General features: G+C 62.5%; 15 protein-coding genes. 4 read left to right on the top strand and 11 right to left on the bottom strand.

Annotated features, from left to right (window positions below):
* Window positions 1-192 precede the first annotated feature (192 nt).
* Complete coding sequence (locus AUR66_RS15215) at window positions 193-3,144, top strand: methyl-accepting chemotaxis protein (protein WP_058573118.1); 2,952 nt, start codon at window positions 193-195, stop codon at window positions 3,142-3,144.
* 40 nt (window positions 3,145-3,184) lie between these two features.
* Here AUR66_RS15215 and AUR66_RS15210 read toward each other — a convergent pair whose 3' ends face one another.
* On the bottom strand, window positions 3,185-4,840 hold the full coding sequence (locus AUR66_RS15210) for an NADH-quinone oxidoreductase subunit D (RefSeq protein ID WP_058573117.1): 1,656 nt from the start codon (window positions 4,838-4,840) through the stop codon (window positions 3,185-3,187).
* 99 nt (window positions 4,841-4,939) lie between these two features.
* Between AUR66_RS15210 and AUR66_RS15205 the strand changes: the two genes are divergently transcribed.
* Window positions 4,940-5,611: a helix-turn-helix domain-containing protein gene (locus tag AUR66_RS15205; protein WP_058573116.1), complete on the top strand. Its 672-nt coding sequence runs from the start codon at window positions 4,940-4,942 to the stop codon at window positions 5,609-5,611.
* On the opposite strand, the gene AUR66_RS15200 is transcribed toward AUR66_RS15205, so the two are convergent.
* Both AUR66_RS15200 and AUR66_RS15195 read right to left on the bottom strand, forming a co-directional pair.
* The gene (locus tag AUR66_RS15200; RefSeq protein WP_058573115.1) at window positions 5,612-6,565 is read right to left on the bottom strand and encodes a ribose 1,5-bisphosphate isomerase; all 954 of its coding nucleotides are present in this window, start codon (window positions 6,563-6,565) and stop codon (window positions 5,612-5,614) included.
* Between the two features lie 78 nt (window positions 6,566-6,643).
* Window positions 6,644-8,122, bottom strand: coding sequence for an AMP phosphorylase (locus tag AUR66_RS15195; RefSeq protein WP_058573114.1), 1,479 nt, complete (start codon window positions 8,120-8,122; stop codon window positions 6,644-6,646).
* Window positions 8,123-8,259: 137 nt separating this feature from the next.
* Here AUR66_RS15195 and AUR66_RS15190 point away from each other — a divergent pair, with 137 nt between their 5' ends.
* Window positions 8,260-8,799: a DoxX family protein gene (locus AUR66_RS15190; RefSeq protein WP_058573113.1), complete on the top strand. Its 540-nt coding sequence runs from the start codon at window positions 8,260-8,262 to the stop codon at window positions 8,797-8,799.
* Between the two features lie 348 nt (window positions 8,800-9,147).
* On the opposite strand, the gene trxA is transcribed toward AUR66_RS15190, so the two are convergent.
* The 4 genes from trxA to AUR66_RS15170 all read right to left on the bottom strand — a co-directional run bounded on the left by trxA (window position 9,148) and on the right by AUR66_RS15170 (window position 11,745).
* Window positions 9,148-9,573, bottom strand: a complete 426-nt coding sequence (trxA, locus tag AUR66_RS15185; protein ID WP_058573112.1) for a thioredoxin — start codon at window positions 9,571-9,573, stop codon at window positions 9,148-9,150.
* A 129-nt stretch (window positions 9,574-9,702) separates the two neighbouring features.
* Window positions 9,703-9,996, bottom strand: a complete 294-nt coding sequence (locus AUR66_RS15180; protein ID WP_058573111.1) for a DUF7521 family protein — start codon at window positions 9,994-9,996, stop codon at window positions 9,703-9,705.
* Window positions 9,997-10,371 (bottom strand): helix-turn-helix domain-containing protein, encoded by a 375-nt coding sequence (locus AUR66_RS15175; protein ID WP_058573110.1) that lies wholly within the window; start codon window positions 10,369-10,371, stop codon window positions 9,997-9,999.
* A gap of 27 nt (window positions 10,372-10,398) precedes the next feature.
* Complete coding sequence (locus AUR66_RS15170; RefSeq protein ID WP_058573109.1) at window positions 10,399-11,745, bottom strand: oxidoreductase; 1,347 nt, start codon at window positions 11,743-11,745, stop codon at window positions 10,399-10,401.
* 106 nt (window positions 11,746-11,851) lie between these two features.
* Between AUR66_RS15170 and AUR66_RS15165 the strand changes: the two genes are divergently transcribed.
* A complete protein-coding gene (locus tag AUR66_RS15165; protein ID WP_058573108.1) occupies window positions 11,852-12,880 on the top strand; it encodes a succinylglutamate desuccinylase/aspartoacylase family protein in 1,029 nt (342 codons plus the stop codon).
* Window positions 12,881-12,934: 54 nt separating this feature from the next.
* Here AUR66_RS15165 and AUR66_RS15160 read toward each other — a convergent pair whose 3' ends face one another.
* The 4 genes from AUR66_RS15160 to AUR66_RS15145 all read right to left on the bottom strand — a co-directional run.
* Entirely contained in the window at window positions 12,935-13,147 is a 213-nt protein-coding gene (locus AUR66_RS15160; protein ID WP_058573107.1) for a hypothetical protein, read from the bottom strand.
* Window positions 13,148-13,210: 63 nt separating this feature from the next.
* Window positions 13,211-13,984 carry an SDR family oxidoreductase gene (locus AUR66_RS15155; protein WP_058573106.1) on the bottom strand — a complete coding sequence of 258 codons (774 nt, stop codon included), beginning with the start codon at window positions 13,982-13,984 and terminating at the stop codon, window positions 13,211-13,213.
* Window positions 13,985-14,063: 79 nt separating this feature from the next.
* A complete protein-coding gene (locus AUR66_RS15150; RefSeq protein WP_058573105.1) occupies window positions 14,064-14,564 on the bottom strand; it encodes a macro domain-containing protein in 501 nt (166 codons plus the stop codon).
* Window positions 14,565-14,566: 2 nt separating this feature from the next.
* Window positions 14,567-14,792, bottom strand: a 226-nt coding sequence (locus AUR66_RS15145; protein WP_197409804.1) for an aldo/keto reductase, incomplete at its 5' end; no start/stop codon positions are given.

The raw sequence follows: 14,792 nt of genomic DNA, 5'->3' as shown, positions 1-14,792 counted from the left end.
AGATAATCTCCCTGAATACCACGGGATTAGGTACGACTTGCGTACCAGACAGTATCATCAATAATAATTGGTGCGAGAGGTTTAACAGGTCGGTTTTTCTCGGCTACGGTAGCAGCACGCAATTCCCACAGAAGCGCCGTGAAACGCGTTCTCTGTCAATAATTGCGCCAATTACAATCATATATACCAGCAATGAAAATTCGGACAAAACTCGTCGCGCTGTGCCTCGCTATCTCTCTGATACCAGTTTCGGTAGTCGGCGTGGCTGGCGTACAGAACATGCAGTCAGTTGGGTCGTACGCACAAGACCAGAGTACGGACCACCTCGAAGGACAGATTACGGGAGAACTGAACAACACTGTCGACGCGAGACAAGAGGGGATTCAGAACCTGCTCAACTCGCGGCAGGTGAACGCACGCTCACTCGCGGACTCCGCGCCGGTGCAGAACTATCAAGCCGCGAGTGCGGGAGAGATGAAACTCGTCCAGCGACAAAGCCAGAAGCAACTCGGCTACATGGCGCTGCAGATGCGAAGCACCATCGAGACCACGAAGCGGACTATCCTCGAAGAGGAGTACGACGGCCGGGCGTGGGACGACCTCTCCGCGGCGGAACAACAGACAGTCAAAGACCAGGTGGAAGCGACACTCGCCGGAACGTCCGGTGACGTGACGCGCCCGGACGGAACGATGTCTCCCATGTTCCAACCGGGGTACATCGGCGACACGGGGTACGCGTACATCATCGACGGCGAGTCGAAAGTCGTCGCACACCACAGTCTCGCCGACGGTTTCGACCTCGAAGACGACGCGGACTTGACCGTCTTCGAAGACGTTCACTCGACTATCGACTCGTCACCGGCGGTTCGAAACGGCGAGGAGTGGGGTATCGTCGAGTACGAGTGGGAAGACACCACGCAACCGGGGAGTCCCCTCGAGAAGAAGTTCGTCGCGTACACCTACTACGAAGACTTCGACTGGGTCGTCGCCCCGAGCGTCTACTACTACGAACTCCAGACGACTGCCCTCGCGGACGCAGAGGCAGGTATCGAGGACTCCTTCGAGAACTACCTTCGGACGCGAACCGTCGCAGTCAACGGCGAAGAGATGCCCGCGTACGACGAGATTATCCTCACCGACGAGGACGGAAACGGAATCGTCCGTGCGGCGCGAACCGACGGCGACGTCGTCGCCGAATCTGTCGACACGTCGTACTCCAACAGTAACTGGTTCGGCGCGACGAAGTCGCTGGAGAAAGGTGCAGTACACGTCGGCCAGGTCCGAACGGTCGACGAGAAGGCGAAAGGATACATCTCGACGCCAGTCTACCGCGACGGCGAGTTCGCAGGCGTCGTCGCACTCCGACTCGACTACGAAGTCTTCAACGCGGTGCTCGACGGCATCACAGTCGGCGAAACCGGGCACCTGACCATGGTGAACGACAGGGGTGAACTCATCACCGACGGCGCGACCAACTTCGGTGAGGTCGAATCAGCAGTCGCGACCACGGAGTACGTCCTCTCGGACACGAAGGGACTCCAAACCTACGAGCAATCGACCGACAGTAGTGCCGGTGACAGCTACTACGTCGGGCACGCGCCACTCGACTTCGGGGACACGCAACTCACACTCGTCGCGACGGTTCCGGAACAGGACGTGACGGCACCGAGCGAACAGTTGGGAGACGCGCTTCGTGACCGAACCGACTCCGCGCGGAACTTCCTGCTCTTGCTCGTCGGCGGCATCGTCGTCGTCGTCGTCGGACTCGGGTTCGCCGCGGCGAGGTACTTCTCGGAACCCATCGAAGCACTCCGGGACCAAGCGCAACTGCTCGCCCGGGGACGATTCGAAGACGATATCGACGTCGACGCCACCGACGACGAACTCGGCGAACTCGTCGTCGCGTTCGAGGAGATGCAAGAGAACCTGCAACGACAGGTGTCCGAACTCCAGACCGTCGGCGAACGACTGGGTGACGGGAACCTCGACCAGGAACTCCGCACGGACCTCCCCGGTGCGTTCGGCGCGATTATGACCGACCTCGAAGCGGGTATCGAGAAGTTACAAGACGGATTCGTCGAGGTGCAATCGGTCGCCGACGAGTTCGCGGAAGTGAGCACCGAAACCGTCGCCAGTGCCGAGGAAATCGAGTCTGCGAGTCAAGAGACTGCGCAGTCCGTCGAAGAGATTGCCCACGGTGCAGAACAGCAGACCGAGCAACTTCAGGTCGTGGCCAACGAGATGAACGACCTCTCGGCGACCATCGAGGAAGTCGCCGCCTCCGCCGACGGTGTCGTCCAGACGGCGAACCAGGCGGTGGACCTCGCAGAACAGGGCCGCGAACACGCCGCGGACGCCACAGACGAGATTTCGACCATCGAGGCGGAGGCCACCGACGCCGTCGAACAGGTCGAATCCCTCGGCGACCAAATCGGCGAAATCAACGAAATCGTCCAACTCATCACCGACATCGCCGAGCAGACGAACCTGCTCGCGCTGAACGCCTCCATCGAGGCCGCACGTGCGGGTGAGGCAGGTGAAGGCTTCGCCGTCGTCGCGAACGAAATCAAGGCACTCGCGAACGAAGCGAGCGAGGCGACCGACGAAGTCGAAGCGCGCATCGACGAGATTCAGGACCGAACCGACGACACCGTAGACGACATGCAAGAGATGCACGAGAGCGTCGAAGCAGGGTCCGAGACAATCGAGGACGCCATCGAGATGTTCGACGACATCTCCGATGCGATTCGAGAGGCTGAACACGGGGTCACGGAGATATCCGAGGCCACCGAAAATCAGGCCGTCTCGACCGAAGAAGTCGTCTCGATGGTCGACGACGTGTCGAGCGTCAGCGAGGAGACCACGTCCGAAGCGAGCACCGTCTCGGCCGCGACAGAAGAACAGACTGCGGCGTTGAACGAAGTCACGAAGAACATCCAGCAGGTGTCGGCGTCTGCACAGTCGCTCAACGACCTCGTCGGTGAGTTCGACGTTGGAGCAACCGACTCCGGCACGCAGACCGCAGAGACCACGACCGGTACAGCATCTGACGCGCAAGCGAACGTAACGGGTAGCGCAGCACGCGACGTCGATGCCGCCCTCGCAGACGGTGGGTCTGACGCTCCGTCACGCACGGACGACTGAGACCTCCGGAGACCGACACCGGTCGGCCTCCTGTTCGGCATTACCGGTCGACTTCGCCCATAATCGTATCGAGGCTCCCGAGCGAAGCGATGAGGTCCGGAATGTACTCACCTTCGGCCATCTCCGGAAGCGCTTGGAGGTTCGAGAACGAGGGGCCACGAATCTTGAACCGGGCCGGTTTGTCCGTCCCGTCGGCACGGATGTAGATGCCGAGTTCACCTTTTGCCGCCTCGACAGCGCGGTAGACCTCGGTATCGTCTGCCGGTTTGATGGTCCGAGGGACGTTCGCCTGAATCGTCCGCTCGTCTTCTGGCCAGTCTTCGAGCAGGTCGACACACTGGTCGATAATCTTTGCAGACTCCTCGACCTCTCGGAGTCGAACGAGCAGGCGCGCGAAGTTGTCGCACTCCTCTTCGACGACGACGTCCCAGTCGAGTTCGTCGTAGTAGCCGTAGGGGTCGTCGCGGCGAAGGTCGTAGTCGATGCCAGACCCGCGGGCGACGGGACCGGTGACGCCGTAGGATTTGGCGACGTCCGGTGGGAGGACACCCGTATCGACCGTCCGGGCCTGCAGAATCTCGTTCGCCGTCAGCAGGTCGTGATACTCTTCGAGTTTCGCGGGCAGGCCGTCGACGAACGTCCGAATCTTCTCGAAGAACTCCTCGCGCGGTTCGGGGAGGTCCCAGACGACGCCACCGAGACGGAAGTAGTTGAACATCAATCGCTGGCCGGTCAGGTCTTCGAGGATGTTCTGGACGAGTTCGCGGTCACGCAGGGCGTACTGGAACGTCGCCGTGAAGTCGCCGATGACGTCGAGTGCGTAGGCCCCGACGGCGAGCATGTGCGAGAGGATGCGACTCGACTCGGCCGCCATCGTCCGAATCACTTGCGCGTACTCGGGCACCTCGACGTCGGCGAGTGCCTCTGCGGTCCGCGCGTAGGCCCACTCGCTGAGGAGGCCGGCACCGCCCCAGTCCCAGCGGTCGGGGTACGGCATAATCTGGTGGCGGTAGGTTCCCTGCTGACACATCTGCTCTTCACAGCGGTGGATGTAGCCGATGTCGGGTTCCACGTCGACGACTTGCTCGCCGTCGAGGACCACCTGGAGGTGCATCACGCCGTGGGTCGCCGGGTGGTGCGGCCCGATGTTGAGGAGCATCGTGTTGTCCTCGGCCCACCCGTCTTTGTGTAGCGGGTTCGCGTTCTCGTCGTACCTGACGAGTTGTGGCCGCTGTTGGTCGTAGTCGCGGCTGAGTGGATGTCCCTGCCACGTCTCGGGGAGGAGGATGCGGCGAAGGTCCGGGTGGTCTTCGTACTGGATACCGACGAGGTCGTAGGCCTCGCGTTCGTGCCACGCCGCTGTGCGAAAGACGGGGGCAGCAGACTCACTGACCGGTTCTGACCGAGACGTGGGGACGACGACACTCAGTTCGTGTGTCGGGTCGTCGTACGACTTCAGGTGGTAGACAGACTCGTAGCGGTCTTCGTACTCCTGTGCGGTCACACACGAGAGGTGGTCGAACCCCAGTTCGTCTCGCAGTGTCGAGAGGACCGCCTGCACATCGTCGGGGCGAATCGTCACTTCTGGGGCGTGGACGTGCGTGTCGAGGTCGACGATAGCGTCACCGACGTGGCGTCGGAGTCGGTCGGGAAGCGACATCACCGTCGATGACACCTGTGGAGGATTGGATGACATACCGGGTTCGATACGCTAGTGTTCGTTCACGAACCGGTTCGGCGTTCTGCCTCACTGGTGCGGCGGGTATTTATTGAGAAGTGTGGTCAACTAACTCACATGAAATCGCTTCGGCTACGTCTCCACCCGGACGACGAACAGATGCACCCGATGCACGCATTTGTGGTCGAACACGAAGCGTTCGAGCAGACGCGATTGCTCCACTGGAACCCCGCTGTCAGTGAGGTGAACACCATCATCTTCGAAGTCGTCGGGACCGACGTCGAGGCGTATCGGGACGCACTCGACGCGAGTCCGTCCGTTCTGTCGTACGAGGTGGTTCCGACGGGTGGTGAGACGTTTTATCTCTCGGTTCAGGACCGACTCGACGTGACGGCCGCCGAGCAGACGACCGCGTTCACGCAGGACGGTCTCGTCGTCGTCCCGCCGGTCGTCTTCGACGGCGACGGGTCGATTCAGGTCACTGTCGTCGGCACCACCACCGCCTTGCAGTCGGCAGTCGACGAGACGCCGGACGGTATCGACGTAGAAGTGCTCCAGGTTCGACAGTACGCTGGTGAAACAGAGCTCTCTGCCCCAACCCTCTCGCGTCGCCAACGAGAGGCGGTCGACGAAGCAGTCGCCTGCGGCTACTATCGAGAGCCGCGCGAAGGAACCGTCTCAGAAGTGGCAGACAGACTCGGTTGTTCAGCGGGAACTGCGGCAGAGCACCTCAGGAAAGCGGAGATGAAGGTCATGTCTGCTGTCGCCGACGAGTGTGGTGTCGAGTGACTATGGTTCGACCCACGGTTCGGTCGTCCCTTCGCCGAACAGTTCGCGCATCAAGATGACGATGCTCTCGGGCGGGAACTGCCCGCGTTCGGTGACGATGGCGTCCACGTAGCGCGGGGGCGTCACGTCGAACGCCGGATTCTTGACGGTCGGATTCCCCAACTCCGTGAGCGTCTCGTCGTCGATGACCTCGTCCGTGTCTCGCATCTCGATATCGACGGTGTGGCCAGTCATCGTTCCCGGGTGGAGTTTGAGTGTCTGTGCGGCGACCATGATTGGCGTGCCTCTATCGCGGGCGTTGACCGCGAGCCCACTCGTTCCAATCTTGTTGATGACGCTCCCGTCTGCCGCGACGGCGTCCGCACCGACCAGCACGTGGTCCACGTCGTTGAGGTAGCGCCGGGCCGCCGAGTCGACGATGAGCGTCACGGGGACGCCCATCTCGTGGAGTTCTCTCGCCGTGATGTGCCCCTGATTCCGCGGGCGCGTCTCTTTGACGATAGCCTCGATGTGTTTTCCTTGCTCGACTGCGGCTTCGACGCACGCGAGGGCGTCCGTCGAGTGGCAGTGGGTCATGATGACGTCGCCGTCGCGGAGGCGGTTCGCACCGACGTGGCCGAGGTCGGCCTGTGCCCGGTCGAGGCGGGCACAGAACTCGTCTGCCGATTCGACGACGTTCTGTCGGAGTCCCTCGACGGTGGTGCTCGACATCCCGCGGAGGACGTACCGAAGGGCGTTGGGGAGACTCACGGCGGTCGGACGGGTCTCGTAGAGCGTCCGGGCCGCCGCACGGAGTTCACCCCGAAACGCCTCCGGGTCGGTGGCGTCGCTCTCTTGGGCCTGCGTCCGGAGGGCACGGGCCACCGCGTCGGCGATGGTCGCCGCACCGCGAATCTCCATCGTGTCGATTTCGTCCGCGATGCGTCGCACCTCGGGGTGTACGCGCTCGTCCATACGCTGAACTACGTCGGTGGAGTGGAAAAAAGGTCGCTGCGGTGGTGGGTTCTGCGAGACGCGTCCAGCGAGGTCGGATTACACGCGGTCGACTAGCGCCTCGTCGGGGTGCCGGACGCGAACCATCTCGACGCGTTCGGTCAGGTCCACCGCGTCCGCGAGTTTGTCTGGTGACTCCGCGTGGATGGTAAAGAGCGATTCTCCCTCGGCGGCCATCTCACCAGTCCGGTGGTGGAGTTCGATACCCGCAGCGGGGTCTCTCGGCGCGCCCGCACGTCTGGCGATTTCGTTCACGAGACGGTTGTTGATGTGGGTTATCACACCATCTCTGTCTGCGCGGGCGGTGTGCGTGTGTCGGCCGGGGACGAGGTCCGTCGCCACCACGTCGGGGTCGCCGTTCTGTGCCGCGAGAATCTCTCTGAACGTCTCACGAGCAGTCCCAGAGTCGAGTATTTCAGCGGCGTCTGCGTCGACACCAGCAGACTCGAACAGGAGGTCGGCGAGGCGAATCGCTTTCACGCGCAGGTCGTTGGGGCCGCCACCCGCGAGTGTCGCGAGTACCTCGCGCGCTTCGAGGACTGGGCCGACGCCGCGCCCGACCGGTGCGACGCCGTTCGTAATCGCACACTCGACTGCCATCCCGAGGTGGGACCCCACGCGGTTGAAGTCCTCGGCGAGTTCACGCGCCTCGGCGAGACTCTCGACTTTCGCCCCCTCGCCGTAGGGGATGTCGACCACGACGTGCGTCGACCCGGCGCTCTTCTTCTTCGAGAGGACAGAGGCGATGAGTTGCCCCCGAGGGTCGATAGAAAGCGGTGTCTCTGCGCGGATGATTCGGTCGTCGACGGGCGAGAGGTTCACCGCACCGCCCCAGACGAGACACCCGCCTGTCTCACCCACGATGTCGCGAATCTCTTCGACAGAGAACTCCACGTCGCAGAGGACTTCCATCGTATCGGCGGTTCCGGCGGCGGACGTGACCGCCCTCGACGACGTTTTGGGAATCTTCAGACCGGCGGCGGCGACGATTGGGACGAGAATCGGGGTGACACGGTTGCCCGCGACGCCGCCGATAGAGTGCTTGTCTGCGATTATCGACTCGTCCCACGTGATGGACTCGCCCACGTCGGCCATGCACTCGGTGAGGTGGAGCGTCTCTTCCATCGACAGGCCGTTCGTGTACGTCGCCGAGACGTACGCGCCGAGTTCCACGTCTGCGAGGCGTTCTTCGTAGATGTCGCGGACGATACGCCCGAGTTCGTGTCGTTCGAGTTCGATGTCGTTGAGTTTCTTTCGGATGTAGTAGACCGAGTTGGGTTGGGGTGCGACGGACACGTCGATGGTGCCCTCGATGTGTCCAAGTCGGCGTGTCACGCCGAGAGTTCCCTCGGAGACGAGTTCGTCGGTCAACTCCACGATACCGATGGTCGTTCGGTCGTCGTGCCGGAGTTGGATGCGTTCGAGGGCGTGCACGCCGAGTTCTGCCGCATCCGACTCGTTGAGGATGACCGTGGGAGAGCGCGTCCCGATGTCGATGGGTTCGGCGACGAGTTGCATAGGTGAACTTCGAGCGAGTGTGACATAAACGGACCTCGCGGAGTCTCAGTTGATACGTCACGATTCCTCAGACGCGAGAACCACGCCGTCGTTATATCGGATTTCCGAGCGTCTTGACGACTAGGGGTGTACGTGACATGGCAACGAACGATTTCGAGAGTACCGTCGCGGGGGTGACCGTCCACGCAGAGGCACACCCACTCAGCGTGTGGTTCGTCCTCGCGCTGAGGGTCGTAATGGGCATCGCATTCGCCGTCTCAGGCGTCGAGAACATCGGTAGTGGGTTCGATGCACGGAATTACCTCCTGTATTCCGTCGTCGAAAACGGAAGTCCCGTCGCCGACCTGTTCGTCGTACTGGGTGGGAACGACCTGTTCGTCCAGTTCGTCAACGTCGTCGTCCCGTGGGGCGAGTTGTTCATCGGTCTCGCCCTCGTCTTCGGCGTCGCGACTCGACTGGCGGCCTTCTCCGGTGCGGTGATGATGGCCCTGTTCTACCTTGGGAACTGGAACATCGAAAACGGCGTCGTCAACCTCACCTACATGGTCGTCTTGCTCGCAATCGCGGCGTTCGGTGCGGGCCGTATCCTCGGCCTCGACCTGTTCGTCGAACGCTACCGCGTCGGCGGCGTCCCACTCGTCGAACGCTACCCTGCGCTCGACTACGTCCTCGGGTGAGAGCCGTTTCACTCACGAGTGTGTCTGTGTTGGTAGAGCGAGGTGAGGATGGTGGAAGGGCGACGTAAACGCCGCCCTGCATGGTGATGGAAAATCGAGGAGGTGGCGACCCAGTTGGAGGAGGGTCGCCAACACGGGCTGACGCGAGTGTGCTGGTTAGTGGCGTTGCAGATGCCTACGGACAGGCGCGCACCGACGAGAGGTGGTGATGGTTGCTGGGGTGATGGTTGCGGTGGTGGTGGGGGAGTCGTCGATGCGTGCTGGGGTGCCGATTGGTGGTGGTGGTGATGGGCCGATGGAACGTCGAGCACCCGGGACTCCGCGTCAGCGCGCAGGCGGGGGTTCCGATTAGGCGAGGTGGGAGTCGACGAGACCCTTCAGGTCGTCGTACCCGCGGACGCCGACAATCTGCTCGGCGACTTCGCCGTCGGCGAAGAGGACCATCGTCGGGACGCCACGAACCTGATACTGCGCGGCGAGTTGCTGGTTCGCGTCGACGTCGACTTTCACCATCGCGGCGTCGGTGTTCTCGGCGAGTTGCTCGACGGTTGGTTCGAGCATCTTGCACGGACCACACCAATCTGCGTAGAAGTCGGCGAGGACGACGTCGTACTTCGAGACGGCGTCGTTCAGCTCGTCGGCACCGTTTACGTAGATTGGCTCCAAGGGTGCTTCGGCGACTTCCTCGACGGCACCACTGCCGTCACCGCGGAGCTTGGATTCGAGTTGTTCGCGTTTTTGCTGACGAATTTCGTTCAGTTCGTCGTCGGACATACCTATCGGTATCGTCCCCACCCTAATAACGGTTTTGCACATTTCGAACAATAGTAATCGTGAGACGGTATGGCATCTCAGAGGTGGAGACGCGTAGAAAAAGCGGCGGGTCGCGGGTCGCGACGAGCGCTACTCGACGTAGAGTGAGTAGGTGATGACCGCGAACCCGATGAGTGTCAGTATCGAGTCGATGAGCACGCCTGTCGCCAGGTCGACGGCGAGGAGAACGTCGAACGCGCCAGCGAGGAGAGCACCCGAGGTGACGACTCCGAACCCGATAGCCAACGCTCGAAGCGACGGCGAGCGAGTTCGTCTGTACGCCTTGTAGCTGAAGTAGGTGATGAGGCCGCCGAGGACGAGAATTCCCGTCTTGACGACGATGATGAACGTCGTCACCGTCGGCGACGCGGACAGGTGTCCCATCTACGTCTCCCTCCGGACTTGCGTCCAGATATCTGCAATCCGTTCTTCGGGCGTCTGTTCGGGCCGGCCGACGGCCACGTCGAAATCCCGGTCTTCGTTGAGGGCGATTCGCACCTCGTCGAACGCTACCTCGTACGTCGTCGCGTGGTGACCATCGGCCCGAATCTGCGTTCCTTCTGCGAGGAGCGCTGCATCGGTGAGTAAGTCCAACTTTCGGTACGTGGTCGAAAGCGGGATGTCACACGTATCTGATATTTCACTTGCCGTCATGGGTTCTTCGAGTCCTCTGATGATGGCTCGTGCGTCCGCGTCGTCGAGCGCGTCGAGCACCGCCGTTAGTTCGGCCGACTCCATCGCGGACCGGTCGCGCGCCATTACGCAGACACTCCGGCGAGAGCCTTATTAACCCACCGGGTCATCGTCGTCTCCTGTACCGATTTCGGTGGTTCTGGTGTACGAACCCTCCTTTCTGTGGGCACCCGCTCGGCGCAGAACCGATGGTGTCTGGCAGACACCGCTCGCACCCGTCACCTGTGGCACCGCGCAGTTGTTACAACTCTCGCAGACGACGCGCGTGTCCCCAGACACGTCGGGTCCGAGGAGTCGCGCCGGAAGTTCGGGTTCCGCGTAGAACGGGCGGGCCATCCCGACAGCGTCGCACGCATCTCCGAGGAGGTTGTCGATTTCGCCTCGCTCGCGGATACCACCTTCACAGAACACGGGGACGGCAACTTTCTCGCGGACGCGACGACACAGTGAGGCGTTCCACGCCGGGTCGAAGTCGTACCACGCCGCTTCGATGCGGTTCCCGAGTTCGACGAGTCGTGCCCGCACTGGCCCGCCGAACGCATCCGCGTACCCCTCGCGGTACCGTTCGTCTCGCCACGCACGCGCCGGGAACGACCCACGAACGATACTCGCATCCCAGAACACGGACCCCGAGACGGGGACCAACGCGTCGTATCCGTAGTCCGCCAGTCGGCGACAGATGTCGACTGCGTCGTCTTCGGTCAAGTGGGGGCGAAGTCCCGGCGGGGCGGCAGTCTCCGCGGGAACCTTCGTCATCAGCGGAACGTCCCCTGCGTGCGCTCGAATCTCGTCGGCGACGACTTCGAGGAACCGGACACCGTCTGCGAACTCGTCGTCGCGGCGGTTGTAGAACGGCGAGAGGAACTGGTGGACGATGCCCATGTTCGCGCCGGCGATGTGGACGACGTCGTATCCGGCGTCGACGGCCATCGACGCGGACCGTCCGAAGTCGGCGGCGAGTTCGTACACCTCCTCGGTGGTCAACACGTGCGCGTCGTAGTCGAGAAAGCCGAGTGCGTCGAGGAGTCGGAGCAAGCGAGGCGGACGTGAGACGGCGAGTTGCCGAAGTGTGGGGTGTTCCCGGCGATACTCGGCGTGCCACGTCTCCATACTCCGTAATCCACCGTGTTCCAACTGGATGGCAATCGCCGACCCGTGGGCGTGGATTCGGTCCGTCACCGTCCGGAGGGAGTCGACGAACGTCGGGTCGGAGACGCGAGTCATCCCCGGCGCGGCGCACCCCCCGTTCTCTCTGACGATGGTCGCCCCCTGACAGACGAGGCCAGCGCCAGCCTTCGCGGCGGGTTCGAGTTCGGATGCCAGTATCTCGGGTGCATCCGCTCCGTTGCCGGCGCATTCGAGTAACGGTGCGCGGTACAGTCGATTCCGGAGTGTGAACCCACCGACGTCGACTGGGTCCTCGAGTCGAGGGGTGGTCATACGAGCGACGTAGGGTTCGAGAGAGGTAAACTAGCACACTGAGAGGGACCACCGACAGTTCTGCCGCTGGTCAATCTTCTTACCAATCGCTCCCCTTTGCCGTCTCATGGAACCCAAATCGTTTCGCTACGATTCGGAGGTCCCCCCGGGTGAAGTGCGGCACCTCCGCTACGAGATTAGCGAAACCTATCTCGGAGACCCGGTCGAGATACCGGTCACTATCATCAACGGTGAGCACGGCGGTCCCTCGGTGTTCATGAACGCCGCCCTCCACGGCGACGAACTCAACGGCGTGAAGGTGATGCAGGAGGTGGCGAGTCGGTACGACCCGTCGGATATCCACGGGACACTCGTCTGCATCCACGTCGCGAACGTTCCCGGCTATCTCGCCCAACAGCGCTACATCCCTATCTACGACCTCGACCTGAACCGGTCGTTTCCCGGTCGGGACGGGGCCAACACCGCAGAGCGAATGGCGAACCAGATTTACCGACACTTCGTCGAACCCTGTGACATCGGCATCGACTTCCACACGTCGACCCGGAATCGGACGACGATGTACCACGTCCGCGCCGACATGACTCGCCCCGACGTCGCCCGTCTCGCGCGGGCGTTCGGTGCCAACCTCATCCTCTCGGGAGAGGCCGAAGCGAGTTCCTTGCGGACCGTCGCGACCAACGACGGCATCCCGACGATTACCGTCGAGATGGGTCGCGCCCACCGATTCCAACCCGCGCTGGTGGACCGGGCACTCGACGGCGTCGAGAGTGTGCTCGCCGAGTACGGTGTCCTCCCCGACGTTCCCGTCAGTTGGCCGGGATGGACGCGCATCATCGACTCCGCGAGAGACAAGACGTGGCTTCGCGCCGACGTGGGTGGACTCGTCGAGATGCAGTACGGCGAAGTCCCACTCGTCCACGAGGGTGAGACCATCTGCACCATCTCCGACCACTTCAAGACGAGAGAAAAGCGCGTCGCGGCACCCTTCACCGGCCTCGTCGTGGGCGTCCTCCAGAATCCAGTCGCTGCACCGGGCCACCCGCTGTGCCACCTCGTGAGCGTCGACGACGCGACACTCCGCGAGATAGAACGGGAAATCGAGGCCGGAGAGTTCACCGAACGGCCGTGGAGTTAGGGCCGACTGTGGAGTGAGGTGCGTCGCGTCGTCCGAACTCCTGTGTGAGGCGCCTCACTCGTCTGCGCCCACCTGTTCGTGCGTGTGGTGGTAGAATCGGACGTGTGGGCGACCATCACGTTCCACCGGGTCGAAACAGATCCGCCGGTAGCGAGTGTTGTCGAGCAGGTTGACCATCAGTCCGTGGTCGTGCATCGACACAGAGTCGTACGGCGTCGAGCAGACGGGGCACTGGTCGGTAGTCGGTGACGGAGTCGAATCTGGCACAGTTCCTCTACACCTCGATTCGGGCGCAAAAACGAAGACAGTTTGCGGAAGTCGACTCCGCAATCAGAGCGTGTTGGTCATGCCGCCGTCGACGACGAGCGATTCCCCGTTGACGTAGTCCGCGAGGTCGCTGGCGAGGTACAGCGCCGCGTTTGCCACGTCGTCGGGATGGCCCTCGCGCCGTGACGGAATCGTCTCGATGTAGTCATCTTCTGCCTCGGTTCCAAAGATGGGGACGTCTTCGGTGGTCATCGTCGTCTCGATGAGGCCGGGGTGAATCGCGTTGACCCTGATACCCTCCGGGCCGAGTTCGTCGGCCAGAGCGTAGGTTAGAAGTTTTACAGCACCCTTCGAGGCGTGATACGTCGAAAAGCCAGCAGACCCACGGAGACCCGCCACGCTAGACAGGTTGATGATGTTCCCGCCCTCGCCGCGGTCGACCATCTTCTTCGCTGCTTCCTGTGCACCGAAGTAGACGCCTTTGACGTTGATGTCCATCAACTGGTCGTACTCGTCTTCGGTCGCTTCGAGGAAGTTGTGTTGCCGGAAGATACCCGCGTTGTTCACCATCACGTCGACGCCGCCGAACTCGTCCGCCGCATCGACGGCGGCGGCGAGTTGGTCGAGGTTCGTCACGTCGCACTCGACGAACGTCGCACTCGCGTCTGTCTCCGACTCGACGAATTCGTGTGTCGGGGTCCCGCCTTCGCGCGGGTCAGACTGAATGTCTGCGACGACGATGTCGCATCCTTCGCGAGCGAACGCCATCGAAATCGCACGTCCGTTCCCACTTGCGCCGCCAGTTACGACGGCCGTCTTGTCTGCCAAGAGAGACATGTACGTTCGTACCGCAGGTCGAATGTTTAATCATTTGTCACGAATTCCGACGGGTACGTTCCGCCGTCGTCGACGCTCACTAGAGCATCTTTGCAACCCGAGCGATGGTGGCGAACTCCCCGTCGCTGTAGGCGATGAAGCGAATCTCACGCAGCGAGTCAGGGTCGAAATTCCGAATCTCCTCGGCGATGAGACGAGCGCCGTCTTCGAGGGCGAACCCGGCGACACCGCATCCCAGTGCCGGGACGACGACCGACTCACAGTCGAGGTCGTCTGCGGCCTGCAAGGCGTTCCGCGTGGCGTCTCGGATGCTCTCTTCGGTCGCTCTCCCGTCCCCGTAGTGTGGCATGGCGGCGGCGTGAATCACGTATTTCGCATCCAACTCGAACGCGTCGGTGACGGCGGCCTCTCCGAGGTCGATGGGGCCCTTCGCCATCGCGGCCTCGTTCAACTGCGGGCCGCCACCGCGACGAAGTGCGCCCGCGACACCGGACCCCATGCGAAGGCTCGTCCCAGCGGCGTTCACGAGGGCGTCTGCCGACTGCGCGGCGATGTCGCCCTGAACGACGGTGAACTCCATGGTCACTCGTCGAGGCGGGCCATGTCCTCGTCGTCGAGGCCGATGTGCGACGCGGCGATGTTGTCGCGCAGGTGCGACACACTCGCGGTTCCCGGGATGGGTAACATCACGTCGGAGCGGTGGAGCAACCACGCGATTGCGATTTGCTGCGGGGTGCTGTCGTGTTTTGTCGCGACTGCGGAGACGGCGTCCGCTTTGTCGCCGAGGTCACCTGCACCGAGGGGGAAC

Source organism: Haloferax profundi, assembly GCF_001469865.1.
Taxonomy (GTDB): Archaea; Halobacteriota; Halobacteria; order Halobacteriales; family Haloferacaceae; genus Haloferax; species Haloferax profundi.
The sequence above is the reverse complement of the archived record's forward strand: the minus strand, read 5'-3'. Positions and strand labels throughout refer to the sequence as shown.